Source organism: Paraburkholderia sp. SIMBA_054, from assembly GCF_046534875.1.
GTDB classification, from domain to species: domain Bacteria; phylum Pseudomonadota; class Gammaproteobacteria; order Burkholderiales; family Burkholderiaceae; genus Paraburkholderia; species Paraburkholderia hospita.
Map to the genome: position 1 here is coordinate 1 of NZ_JAWRXV010000055.1, position 12520 is coordinate 12520.

Here is a 12520-nt window from a genome sequence, read left to right on the forward strand (position 1 = left end):
ATCAGGATCGCGCGGTCCGCGCCGATCGCCAGCGCCGTGCGCAGCGTTTCCTGACATTGCGTCACGCCCGCCGACACAGCGATCACTTCCGTCGCCACGCCCGCTTCGCGCAGGCGCACGGCTTCTTCGACGGCGATTTCGTCGAATGGATTCATCGACATCTTCACATTCGCAATGTCGACGCCTGTGTTGTCCGACTTCACGCGGACCTTCACGTTGTAGTCAACCACTCTCTTGACTGGCACCAGGATTTTCATGCACACGCTCCAAAGTTACGAATACGTCAACCCGACGGACATTATAGCGACAGCGTCTGCGGCAGCCGCTCCGGGATTGCTTGGTGTTGAGGATATCGCTCCCCGACGGGATGACGGAAATAGCGAACGGTCGTGCTATTCTATATCTAAAAAAACCCGGACGCCAAGCCCGGGTTCCTACCGATTCTTCAGACAACACGGTCCAACGCACCGCCCATCGCCGCATAATGCGGCGCAACTCCGGATCACCAGGACGCGATCACCGCGCCGCCAAACTTGCTTTCGATGAACTGCTTCACTTCCGGCGAGTGGTAAGCCGCGATCAGCTTCGCCACCCACGGCTTGTTGCGGTCCGCCTCGCGGATCGCGATGACGTTCACGTACGGACCCTTCGGATCTTCGATCGCGATGGCGTCCTGCTTCGGCTTCAGACCCGCTTCCATCGCGAAGTTCGTGTTGATCGCAGCGGCATCGACGTCGCCGAGCGAGCGCGGAATCTGCGCCGCGTCGAGTTCGACGATCTTCAGCTTCTTCGGGTTCTCGACGATATCGAGCGGTGTCGCCTTCAGGCCCGCGTCGGCGCGCAGCTTGATCAAGCCCTGCTTCTGCAGCAACAGCAGCGCGCGGCCGCCGTTGGTCGGATCGTTCGGCACGGCGATCTTCGCGCCCGCCGGCAGTTCGGCCAGCGTCTTCACCTTCTTCGAATAGATACCCATCGGGAATGTGACCGTATCGGCGATCTTGATCAGCTTGTAGCCGCGATCCTTCACCTGCGCCTGCAGATACGGGTCGTGCTGGTAGCTGTTCGCGTCGAGGTCGCCGCCCGCGAGCGCCGCATTCGGCTGCACGTAATCCGAGAACTCGATGACCTTGATGTTCAGGCCGTTCTTCGCCGCGACCGACTTCACGACGTCCATCAGTTGCGCGTGCGGGCCGCCCGTCACGCCGACCTTGATCGATTCGTCGGCGAATGCGAGCGATGATGCGCCGATGAGCGATGCCGCGCCCAGCACGGCTGCGGCCTTCAGAATGAAACGACGTTGCATGACCAAACCTTTGTCTTATTGAATGTGATTATTTGTGGCTCAAACGACGCACGAGCCAATCCCCGAACGACTGCACCAGTTGCACGAAGACGATCAGGATCACGACGACCGTCACCATCACTTCCGGCAGAAAACGTTGATACCCGTAGCGGATGCCAAGGTCGCCCAGACCGCCGCCGCCAATCGCGCCCGCCATCGCCGAATAACCGACCAGCGAAACAAAGGTGATCGTCAGACCCGCGATGATGCCCGGCAGCGACTCCGGCAGCAGCACCTTGAACACGATCTGCGAGGTGGTCGCGCCCATTGCCTGCGCCGCTTCGATCAGCCCACGATCGACTTCACGCAACGCCGTCTCGACGAGCCGCGCGATGAACGGCGCGGCGGCGATCGTCAGCGGCACGACGGCCGCCGCCGTACCGATCGACGAACCGACCACGAGGCGCGTAAACGGAATCACCGCGACGAGCAGAATGATGAACGGTGTCGAGCGCACGGCATTGACGACCACGCCCATCGCGCGATTGGCGGCGATGTTCTGCAGCACGCCCTGGCGGTCGGTCAGATAGAGCAGCACGCCGAGCGGCAGGCCGACGGCCGCGCCGATCAGTCCCGAGATGCCGACCATGATCAGCGTCTCCCAGAACGACTGCACGAACATATCGAACATTTCACTCAACATACGACAACTCCTCGACCACCACGCCCTGTTCGCGCAGATACGTCAGCGCCTGCGCCACCTTCGTCGGCTCGCCGCCCGCGAGGACCGCGAGCGAGCCGAACGCCTGCCCCTGGATCTCGTCGATCTGGCCGTGCAGGATGTTGAAGTCCAGTTCGTAGCGGCGGATCGTCTCCGAGAGAATCGGCTGATCGACGCCCGAACCCGTGAACGCGAGCCGCAGCAAATGGCCGCTGCCCGTCTTCAGACGCTCGGCGACGCGCGCCTTCATCGCAGGCGGCAACTCCTGGGCGATCACGTCGCCGATCAGCGCGCGCGTGACTTCGTGGTGCGGTTGCAGGAACACGTCGATGACCTTGCCCTCTTCGACCACGCGGCCGTTGTCGAGCACGGCGACGCGGTCGCACACCTGCTTGATGACTTCCATCTGGTGCGTAATCAGCACGATGGTCAGCTTCAATTCGCGATTGATGCGCTTGAGCAGATCGAGAATCGCGCGCGTCGTTTCGGGGTCGAGCGCGGACGTTGCTTCGTCGGAGAGCAGGACTTTCGGCTTGCTCGCGAGTGCGCGGGCAATGCCGACGCGCTGCTTCTGCCCGCCGCTGATCTGCGACGGATAGCGATCCTTCTGCGCCGACAAGCCGACCAGATCGAGCAGCGGCAGCACATGCGTCTCGATCTCGGCGCGCTTCATGCCGGCCAGTTCGAGCGGCAGCGCGACGTTGTCGTACACCGTGCGCGACGACAGCAAATTGAAGTGCTGGAAGATCATGCCGATCTCGCGGCGCGCCTCGCGCAGCTGCGCGGCGGGCATGGTCGTGAGATCACGGTCGTCGATGACGACATTACCTTCCGTTGGGCGCGTCAGCAGGTTGATTGTGCGGACCAGCGTGCTCTTGCCGGCGCCGCTGCGTCCGATGATGCCGAACACCTCACCGCGAGGAATCGACAGATTGACGTTGTGCAGCGCTTCGATCCAGCCCCGTGGCCCCGGAAAACGCTGCGATAGGTTGCGTAGTTCGATCATGAAAAACGAAACGGCGGACTTGCCATCGAGCGTTGCACGCCCCGGGCACCGGCCGCCGTGACTTTTATTGGGATTTGAGCCGGCAATTTTACCGCAGCCGTGTCATATCCTTTAATAATCAATTCGTCATCTTTCATAACACAGTGGAATTAGAGGATGGCTCCGTTTCATCGGATGCGAACGGTCATGCGCATGCCGCTATGATCGAGCGCAATCTACAAACATCGGACGAATGCTCATGGAGACCTCCCAAACCGCCGCTTCCGCCGCGCGAAACCCGGAACGCACGCGGACGCTCACGCGCGACGGCCTCGAACTGCCGCTCTATCGCTGGCGCGCGGCGGGGCTGCGCTGCGCGACGGTCGCGCTGGTCCACGGTCTCGCCGAGCACGCGGGACGGTACGCGCCGCTCGCGCAGGCACTCAATGCGAATGGGATCGAACTGATCGCCATCGATCTGCGCGGACACGGCGATGCGCCGGGCCGGCGCGCGTGGATCGAACGCTTCGACGAGTATCTGCTCGACACTGACGCGCTCATCACCGAGGCCAACCGCAACGACGGCCCGCTGTTCCTGATGGGCCACAGCATGGGTGGCGCGATCGCAGCGCTTTACGCGATCGAAAAGCAGGCGGCGCAACGACGCCATTTGAACGGACTGATCCTGTCCAGTCCCGCGCTCGCGCCGGGGCGCGACGTGCCGCGCTGGATGCTGGCGCTGAGCCAGAAAATCAGCCGCGCATGGCCCACCTTCCCGGCGATGAAAATCGACGCGGCGCTGCTGTCGCGCGATCCGAGCGTGGTCGATGCGAACCGCAACGATCCCCTCGTGCATCACGGCGCGATTCCCGCGCGCACGGGCGCCGAACTGCTGCTCGCGATGCAGCGCATCGAACAGGGCCGCGCGGGCCTGCGCACGCCGCTTTTAATCTGGCACGGCACGGCCGACAAACTCACCGAGCCCAACGGCAGCCGAGACTTCGGCGCGCATGCCGGTTCGCCCGACAAGACGCTGACGCTCTACGAAGGCAGCTATCACGAGACGATGAACGATCTCGACCGTGAGCGCGTGATCGACGCGCTCGTCGCGTGGATTTTGAAACGTTCGGAATAAGTTGGCCTAGCGGCCCGACGTGTGCGGCCAGTCGGGCGGCCGTTTGTCGATGAACGCCTGCACGCCTTCGAGCGCCGACTCGTCCATCATGTTGCAGGCCATCGTCTGCCCGGCCAGTTGATACGCGGCTTCGATGCCCATTTCGAGCTGCCGGTAGAACAGGCCCTTGCCCGCTTCGACAGCCGCGCGCGGCTTCGCGCAAATGCTCTTCGCGAGCGCGGCGACTTCGGCATCGAGCATGTCGAGTGGCACCACGCGATTCACGAGGCCTTGCTGCTTCGCCGCCATTGCGTCGATGAAGTCGCCCGTCAGCAGCATTTCGAGCGCGGCCTTGCGCGACAGGTTGCGCGACAACGGCACCGACGGCGTCGCGCAAAACAGCCCGAGATTGACGCCCGACACAGCGAAGCGCGCGGTATCCGCGGCGACGGCGAGATCGCACATCGCGACGAGCTGACAGCCCGCTGCCGTCGCCGTGCCATGCACGCGCGCGATCACCGGCTGCGGCAGGCGCTGGATCAACAGCATCATCTTCGTGCAGCGCGCGAACAGCGACTGGTAGTAATCGAGCGACGGCGCCGCGCGCATTTCCTTCAGATCGTGCCCCGCGCAAAACGCGCGGCCCGCGCCCGCGATCACGACGACGCGCGTGTCGCTCTTCGCGATATCGGCGAGATGCGTCTGCATGTCGTCGAGCAGCGCCTCGGAGAGCGCATTGAACGCATCCGGACGGTTCAGCGTGAGACGCACGACGCCGCGCAGGTCATAAGCGTCTTGCGTGACTTCGATCAGTGGAGCCGCTGCATCTGCACTCATGATGTGATGGTCTCTCTTCCGATGCGCGCCGCCCGTCTTCAGATATCGGCAAGCGCCCGCACGTGGGCGACGACGCTGCGCCCCAGCGCCGACAGGTTGTAGCCGCCTTCCAGACAGCTGACGATGCGCCCTTTCGCGTACTTCGCCGCAACCTGGCGAATCTGCTCCGTGATCCACGCATAGTCGTCCTCGACGAGCGCCATGTTGCCGAGATCGTCCTCGCGATGCGCGTCGAAACCCGCCGATACGAACAGCATCTGCGGCTTGAATGCGTCGAGACGCGGCAGCCAGATCATGTCGACGGCCTCGCGCACGACCATGCCCTTCGAGCGTGCGGCAATCGGCACATTGCACATGTTCGGCGCCTGATTGTCGGCGCCCGTGAACGGATAAAACGGATGCTGGAAGATGCTGCACATCAGCACGCGCGAGTCGTTCGAAAACGCGGCCTCGGTGCCGTTGCCGTGATGCACGTCGAAATCGATGATCGCGACGCGTTCGAGGCCATGCACTTCGAGCGCGTGCCGCGCGGCAATCGCGACGTTGTTGAAAAAGCAGAAGCCCATCGCGCGCGCCGGCTCGGCGTGATGACCAGGCGGCCGCACGCTGCAAAACGCATTGTCGTAACGGCCTTCGATCACGGCATCCGTCGCCGCGACAGCCGCGCCCGCTGCACGCAACGCGGCGTTCCACGTATGCGGGTTCATCGATGTGTCGGGATCGATCTCCGCGTAGCCCTCACTCGGCGCGCGTTCGCGGAGGTAGTCGACGTGTGCCTTCGTATGCACGCGCAACAGCGCGGCTTCGTCGGCAAGCGGTGCGGACTCGCGCTCTATCAGCTCGCCAATGCGGCTCGCGATCAGCTGGTCTTCGATTGCCTGCAGCCGGGCCGGGCATTCGGGATGCCATTGACCCATCTCGTGTTGCAGACAGTCTGCGTGTGAAAAGAAACCGGTTGCCATGTGTTGATTTCGGGCAGCGCGCCTCGCGAAGTGCGAAAGCGCGTTGCATGTCTCCGTCCATTGACGCAAGCAGGTTGCGCGAATACTACGAAGTTACCACACGATGCGCCGAGACCGTGATGCCGCAACGCTTCTGCACAGTTTCGCGAACCCCGTCGGGTATACTGCCCCGTAACTTTTTTTGCCCGCCCACATCCCAGTTCACCATGACCGTCAAGCTTGCTCCGTCCGCACCATTTCGGCTACGCGCAACGACTGTAGCCGCCGCACTGTCCATCGCATGGTGCGCGTTCGCGGGAGTCGGCCCGGCTTCGGCGCAGACCGTCAGCAAGCCGCGCGTGCAGCTCGCGCAGGCGCAGCCCGAGCAACCGGCGCAAGGACAGACGTTCGAAGAAGAGATCGTGCCGCAGCGCTACGCGAACAACGCCGATGTCGATTCGTTCATCAACGACATGGCCGCGCGTCAGGGCTTCGATCCGGCGGCACTGCACGCGCTGTTCGCGCGCGTCAGCTATTCGGCAACGGCCGTGAAGCTCGTGACGCCGTCGCCAACACCGTCGATCAAGAACTGGCGCGTGTATCAGGGGCGCTTTCTCGACCCGGTGCGCATCAACGCGGGCGTGAAATTCTGGCGCGCGAACCAGGCGACGCTGCAACGCGCGTATGAGCAATATGGCGTGCCGCCCGAAGTGATCGTCGGCATTATTGGTGTCGAGACGATCTATGGGCGCTACATGGGCAACTTCCGCGTGCTCGACGCGCTGACCACGCTCTCGTTCGATTACCCGAACACGCCGAATCGCGCGGACCGGATGATGACGTTCCGCAAGAATCTCGAAGACTACCTGGTGTGGACGCGCGATTCTCAAATCGATCCGACCACCGTGCTCGGTTCGTACACGGGCGCGATCGGCATTCCGCAGTTTCTGCCGAGCAGCATCGTTCAATACGCGGTCGATTACGACGGCAACAAGCGAATCGATCTGCGCACGAGCCAGGCCGATGCGATCGGCAGCGTCGCGAACTATCTGAGTAAGAATGGCTGGGAAACGGGCCGCCCTGTCGTGTGGAATATCGCCACCGATACGGGCAGCCTCGGCATCGCGCAAGCGGCCGCGACGGGCGCGCCGGAGCCGCGCTGGTCGCTGCAGCAACTGCTGAAGGCGGGCATGCTGATGAACGAGCCGGGCCTCGATACGCGCACGGAAGCGGGCACGCCCGTGACCGTGGTCGATCTGCCTTCGCCGGGCCGGCCGACGGAGTACACGCTGGGCCTGAAGAACTTCTACGTGCTCACGCGCTATAACCGCAGCTTTTTCTATGCGCTGGCCGTGTATCAGCTTGGCGAGCGCGTGAAGGCGCAGATGGCCGCGACGGAAGCGGGCAATGCGTCGACGCCCGCCGAGTCGCAATAGCCGCGCTCGTCTTCTATCCATGCGAAAACGCCGGCTTCCGCCGGCGTTTTGCTTTTGCTGACATCGCCGCGCGCGGCGAGTTGCATCACGCGGGGAACACACCCGTCGACAGATAACGGTCGCCGCGATCGCAGACGATGAACACGATCGTCGCGTTCTCGACCTGGCGCGCGATGCGCAGCGCCACTTCGCACGCGCCCGCCGACGAAATACCGCAGAACACGCCTTCGACAGCCGCCATCCGGCGCGCCATCGCCTCCGACGCCGCCTGGCTCACGTTCTCGACGCGATCGACACGGCTGCGGTCGAAAATTTTCGGCAGATACGCTTCGGGCCATTTGCGGATGCCCGGAATGCGCGAGCCCTCTTCCGGCTGCGCGCCGATAATTTCGATTCCCGGATTCTGTTCTTTCAGATACTGCGACACGCCCATGATCGTACCCGTCGTGCCCATTGCCGATACGAAATGCGTAATGCCGCCTTCCGTGTCGCGCCAGATTTCGGGGCCCGTCGCTTCGTAATGCGCGAGCGGATTGTCCGGATTGGCAAACTGGTCGAGGATGATGCCCTTGCCTTCGCGCTGCATCTGCTCGGCGAGATCGCGTGCGTACTCCATGCCGCCCGTGACGGGCGTCAGCAGGATCTGCGCGCCATATGCGGCCATGCTCTGACGACGCTCCAGCGACAGGTCCTCGGGCATGATCAGGATCATCTTGTAGCCCTTGATCGCCGCCGCCATCGCGAGCGCGATGCCCGTATTGCCGCTCGTCGCTTCGACCAGCGTGTCGCCCGGTTTGATGCGTCCGCGCTGTTCCGCTTTCTTGATCATCGAAAGCGCCGGGCGGTCCTTCACCGAACCCGCCGGATTGTTGCCCTCCAGCTTGCCGAGCACGACGTTGTTGCGGCCGCGGATATCGTCGTCCACAAGGCGGACGAGCTGGATGAGGGGCGTATTGCCGATCGTGTCTTCAATCGTTTTGTAAGCCATATCGGTGCGTGCTGTGACGGTGCGCGAAGTCTTGAATCCGTCGATTCTAAACTACCGGGCGCACCACTGCCGGCAGCCCCTGATGCGCGCATGGATGCGTCAGCGCCAGTTTTCCATTGCGCAACGCGCCGGGAGAAGCGCAAAAAACCGCGGCAGGCTGGATCTGCCGCGGGAGCCAGTCATCTGAATGACGGCTGAAGGGAGGTCTGTGACAACCCCCGCCAGGAAAACGCCGAAGCGCAAGACGAACGCCCAACACGCGTCAGGCGCCCGTTTCATACGGTCAGATCAAAAGGCTATTTCTTGACCACCACTGCCGTGTCGTTCTTCGCAGCGGGCGCGGCCTTCGTGTGCGGCGCCGCAGCCTGTGCGCCAGCAGCAGCGACAGCCGTTGCACCAGCGCCCGACGTGCCGACAGCGAGGCCCTCGGCCTGCAGACGCTCGACGGTATGACCGCCGAGACCCTTGACCCGCTTGCTGAGATCCGCAGCGTCCTTGAACGGACCGTGCGCTGCGCGTTCGTCGAGAATGGCCTTCGCCTTCGCGGGACCAATGCCCTTGATGCCGCGCAGCGCGGATTCGTTAGCGGAATTGACATCGACCGACGCAAACGCCTGGCCGAAAGCGGCGAGCATGGCTGCCGTAACGAGGATTTTTTTGAACATGTGGAATCTCCCTGAAACACCGGCCGGTGACGATCACCAACCGGGAGACTCCAGTGTAGAGAGGTGTACGAACGATTTACACCTGGCCGAATAGCCAACGCACGTAACGGTCGACGCCTTCCTGCACGGTCAGGAACGGCGCGTCGTAGCCCGCTGCGCGCAGCTTCGTCTGGTCAGCCTGCGTGAAGCACTGATACTTGCCGCGCAGTGCGTCGGGGAACGGCACGTACTCGATCAGCCCACGCTGCACCAACTCCGGCAACGACAACGCGACCTCGCCGTCGAGCACGCGCAGCGTGTTGACGACCGTCGACGCGATATCGTTGAACGGCTGCGCGCGTCCGCTGCCCAGATTGAAGATGCCCGACTTCTCCGGATGATCGAAGAAATACAGGTTGACCTTCGCCACGTCTTCGACGGATACGAAATCGCGCGTCTGCTCGCCCGCTGCGTAGCCGTTGTACTCGCCGAACAGCTTGACTTTGCCTTCGGCGCGGAACTGGTTGAAGTTGTGGAACGCGACGGACGCCATGCGCCCTTTGTGCGCCTCGCGCTGTCCGTACACGTTGAAGTAGCGAAAGCCCGCGATCTGGCTTTTCGCCGTGGGCAGCACGCGCCGGATCACCTGGTCGAACAGGAACTTCGAGTAGCCGTACACGTTGAGCGGCGCTTCGACTTCGCGCTCTTCGACGAAGCGCGTCGATCCGCCATACGTCGCCGCCGACGACGCATACAGAAACTGCACGCCTTGCGCGAGACACGCATCGAGCACCGCACGGCTATAGCGGAAGTTGTTGTCCATCATGTAGCGGCCGTCGGTTTCCATCGTGTCCGAACAGGCGCCTTCGTGGAAAATCGCACGCACCTTGCCGAAGTCGCCGCGCGCAAAGCGCTCGACGAATTCGGTCTTGTCGAGATAGTCGTCGATTTCGCAGTCGACGAGATTCTTGAATTTGTCGGCGCGCGTCAGATTGTCGACGGCGATGATGCGGTCTTCGCCGCGCTCGTTGAGCGCCTTGACGATATTGCTGCCGATAAAACCAGCCGCGCCGGTGACGATGAGTGTCATGATCGTCCTGCAGTGAAGAGAGTCAACGGATGCGGAGATGAACCGCGCGCCGCGCGATCAAGCTGGCGCGCGCGGCATCAATGATGAAAGAGTTCGTCGTAGTCGACGGTGGCCGTGCCGAGCTTGGCGACCACGATTCCCGCTGCGCGATTCGCGAGCGACACGGCTTCGTCGAGCGGCAGGCCCGCGCCGAGCATCACGGCGAGCGTCGCGATCACGGTGTCGCCTGCGCCGGACACATCATACACTTCGCGAGCTACAGCCGCCGCGTGCAAGACGCCTTCGTCGGAGAAGAGCGTCATGCCCTCTTCCGAGCGCGTGAGCAGCAGCGCCGTCAACTCGAGCTCGGTGCGCAGCTTCGTCACGCGGGCGAGCAGATCGGCTTCGGATTTCCACTGCCCGACCACTTCGCGCAACTCCGCGCGGTTCGGCGTGATCAGCGTCGCGCCGCGATAGCGCTCCCAGTCGTCGCCCTTCGGATCGACCAGCACCTGCTTGCCCGCCGCGCGCGCCTTCGCGATCATCTGCGTGACGTGCGTGAGACCGCCTTTCGCGTAGTCCGACATCAGGATCACGTCGTGGATCGGCAACAACGCGTCGTAGCGAGCGAGGCCGGCGAGCAGCGCTTCGTGCGCGGGCGCCTTCTCAAAGTCGACGCGCAACAGCTGCTGCTGACGCGACAGCACGCGCAGCTTGATCGTCGTCGGCAGTTCGGGGTCGCGCTCGAGATACGGCGCGACACCGCTATCGCCGAGCAGTTGCACGACGCGCTCGCCCGGCTCGTCATGGCCGACCACGCACAGCAGGCCCGCCTGCGCACCGAGCGCCGCCGCGTTGCGCGCGACGTTCGCCGCGCCGCCCAGCCGGTCTTCCTGCTTTTGCACCAGCACCACAGGCACGGGCGCTTCCGGCGAAATACGATTGACGTCGCCGAACCAGTAACGGTCCAGCATCACGTCGCCGACGACCAGCACACGGGCCGCCGCCAGCCGTTCGCGCGCGATGATGCCCACTTCGGGCGCCAGCGTCGCGCCTTCAGGTACGGTCGGAGTCGGATGAATGTTCAGCGGGTCGTGCATACGGACGTCCAATCGAGTGATAGTCGATGCCGAGTTCGGACATCGCCTCGGGTTCATACAGATTGCGGCCGTCGAAAATCAACGGCGTCTTGAGCTCGGACTTCAAGTGCGTGAAATCCGGGCTCTTGAATTCCTTCCATTCAGTCACGATGACGAGCGCATCTGCGCCCGCAAGCGTCTCGTCCTGCGTGTTCGCGAAATGCAGGCGTGCTTGCTGGTCGGGTGTGCCGGCCAGATCGAGTGCGAAAACGCGCTTTGCCTCCGATGTCGCGACGGGATCGTACGCGCGCACCGTCGCGCCGCGCGCGAGCAGTTGCGCGATCACGCGGCGGCTGGGCGCCTCGCGCATGTCGTCGGTATTCGGCTTGAACGACAGGCCCCACACGGCGAACGTGCGGCTGCTGAGATCGTCGCCGAGCGTGTCCGTGATCTTGCGCACCAGCACTTCCTTCTGCTCGTGGTTCACCTCTTCGACGGCTTCGAGAATGCGCAGGTTGTGGCCCATCTCACTGCCCGTGCGGATCAGCGCCTGCACGTCCTTCGGGAAACACGAGCCGCCGTAACCGACGCCCGCGTAAAGGAAGTGATAGCCGATGCGCGGATCCGAGCCGATGCCGCGGCGCACTGCTTCGATGTCCGCGCCGACCTTGTCGGCCAGATTCGCCATCTCGTTCATGAACGAGATCCGCGTGGCGAGCATCGCGTTGGCCGCGTATTTCGTGAATTCGGCGGAGCGCACGTCCATGTAAAGCGTGCGTTCGTGATTGCGGTTGAACGGCGCGTACAGGCGGCGGATCTTCTCGCGCGCCTTGTCGCCGTCTTCGTCATTGTCGACACCGACGACGATGCGATCAGGACGCATGAAGTCGTCGACAGCTGCGCCTTCCTTCAGGAACTCCGGATTCGACACGATCGAAAAGCGATGCTGCGCGCTATCCGCCAGACCGCGCTTCCCCAGTTCTTCCGCGATCACTGCGCGCACGCGCTGCGCGGTGCCGACGGGCACCGTCGATTTGTCGACGATCACCTTGAAGCCGTTCATCGTGCGGCCGATGTTGCGTGCCGCTTCGAGCACGTATTGGAGGTCAGCGGAGCCGTCTTCGTCGGGCGGCGTGCCCACGGCGATGAACTGGATCTCGCCGTGCGCGACGCTCGCTTCGACATCGGTCGAAAACGTGATGCGCCCCGCTGCGCGCGAGCGCGCGATGATCTCCCGCAGACCCGGTTCGTGAATCGGCATGCCGCCGTTGTTGAGAATGTCGATCTTGCGTGGATCGACGTCCAGACAGAAAACGTCGTTGCCGACTTCGGCAAGACACGCGCCCGTGACGAGACCTACGTAACCCGTGCCGATAATGGTGATTTTCATACGCTTCCCGGTAGATGGTGCCGGTTCAATGTTC

At 63.3% G+C, this 12520-nt stretch carries 13 protein-coding genes; 2 read left to right on the plus strand and 11 right to left on the minus strand.

The genetic code is table 11. The features are described from left to right. From SB822_RS41980 to SB822_RS41995, 4 genes are all read right to left on the minus strand, one after another. A partial coding sequence (locus SB822_RS41980) for an electron transfer flavoprotein subunit beta/FixA family protein (protein WP_410857454.1) occupies nt 1–257 on the minus strand: 257 nt, incomplete at its 3' end. Between the two features lie 245 nt (nt 258–502). Beyond that, nucleotides 503–1303: a MetQ/NlpA family ABC transporter substrate-binding protein gene (locus SB822_RS41985; RefSeq protein WP_079500201.1), complete on the minus strand. Its 801-nt coding sequence runs from the start codon at nt 1301–1303 to the stop codon at nt 503–505. 28 nt (nt 1304–1331) lie between these two features. Then, nucleotides 1332–1985, minus strand: a complete 654-nt coding sequence (locus SB822_RS41990) for a methionine ABC transporter permease (protein ID WP_079500036.1) — start codon at nt 1983–1985, stop codon at nt 1332–1334. Further along, nucleotides 1975–3009 (minus strand): methionine ABC transporter ATP-binding protein, encoded by a 1035-nt coding sequence (locus tag SB822_RS41995; RefSeq protein ID WP_086917922.1) that lies wholly within the window; start codon nt 3007–3009, stop codon nt 1975–1977. The genes SB822_RS41990 and SB822_RS41995 overlap by 11 nt, the downstream gene beginning before the upstream one ends. A gap of 238 nt (nt 3010–3247) precedes the next feature. Between SB822_RS41995 and SB822_RS42000 the strand changes: the two genes are divergently transcribed. Next, nucleotides 3248–4123 (plus strand): alpha/beta hydrolase, encoded by an 876-nt coding sequence (locus tag SB822_RS42000; RefSeq protein ID WP_090838147.1) that lies wholly within the window; start codon nt 3248–3250, stop codon nt 4121–4123. Between the two features lie 6 nt (nt 4124–4129). Here the strand turns inward: SB822_RS42000 and SB822_RS42005 are convergent, their stop codons facing one another. Next, on the minus strand, nt 4130–4939 hold the full coding sequence (locus tag SB822_RS42005) for an enoyl-CoA hydratase (protein ID WP_090838110.1): 810 nt from the start codon (nt 4937–4939) through the stop codon (nt 4130–4132). Nucleotides 4940–4977: 38 nt separating this feature from the next. Next, on the minus strand, nt 4978–5901 hold the full coding sequence (locus SB822_RS42010) for a histone deacetylase family protein (protein ID WP_007576463.1): 924 nt from the start codon (nt 5899–5901) through the stop codon (nt 4978–4980). Between the two features lie 206 nt (nt 5902–6107). Here SB822_RS42010 and mltB point away from each other — a divergent pair, with 206 nt between their 5' ends. Next, the gene (mltB, locus tag SB822_RS42015; protein WP_090838112.1) at nt 6108–7316 is read left to right on the plus strand and encodes a lytic murein transglycosylase B; all 1209 of its coding nucleotides are present in this window, start codon (nt 6108–6110) and stop codon (nt 7314–7316) included. A gap of 85 nt (nt 7317–7401) precedes the next feature. Here the strand turns inward: mltB and cysM are convergent, their stop codons facing one another. From cysM to SB822_RS42040, 5 genes are all read right to left on the minus strand, one after another. Continuing rightward, nucleotides 7402–8304: a cysteine synthase CysM gene (cysM, locus tag SB822_RS42020; protein ID WP_079484598.1), complete on the minus strand. Its 903-nt coding sequence runs from the start codon at nt 8302–8304 to the stop codon at nt 7402–7404. A gap of 296 nt (nt 8305–8600) precedes the next feature. Beyond that, the gene (locus tag SB822_RS42025) at nt 8601–8969 is read right to left on the minus strand and encodes a ComEA family DNA-binding protein (RefSeq protein WP_007576458.1); all 369 of its coding nucleotides are present in this window, start codon (nt 8967–8969) and stop codon (nt 8601–8603) included. A 76-nt stretch (nt 8970–9045) separates the two neighbouring features. Then, nucleotides 9046–10038, minus strand: a complete 993-nt coding sequence (gene rfaD / locus SB822_RS42030; protein WP_090838114.1) for an ADP-glyceromanno-heptose 6-epimerase — start codon at nt 10036–10038, stop codon at nt 9046–9048. 77 nt (nt 10039–10115) lie between these two features. Continuing rightward, nucleotides 10116–11117, minus strand: a complete 1002-nt coding sequence (gene rfaE1, locus SB822_RS42035; protein WP_090838116.1) for a D-glycero-beta-D-manno-heptose-7-phosphate kinase — start codon at nt 11115–11117, stop codon at nt 10116–10118. After that, entirely contained in the window at nt 11074–12486 is a 1413-nt protein-coding gene (locus SB822_RS42040) for a UDP-glucose dehydrogenase family protein (protein ID WP_090838118.1), read from the minus strand. Before SB822_RS42040 ends, rfaE1 begins: the two co-directional genes overlap by 44 nt. Nucleotides 12487–12520 lie beyond the last annotated feature (34 nt).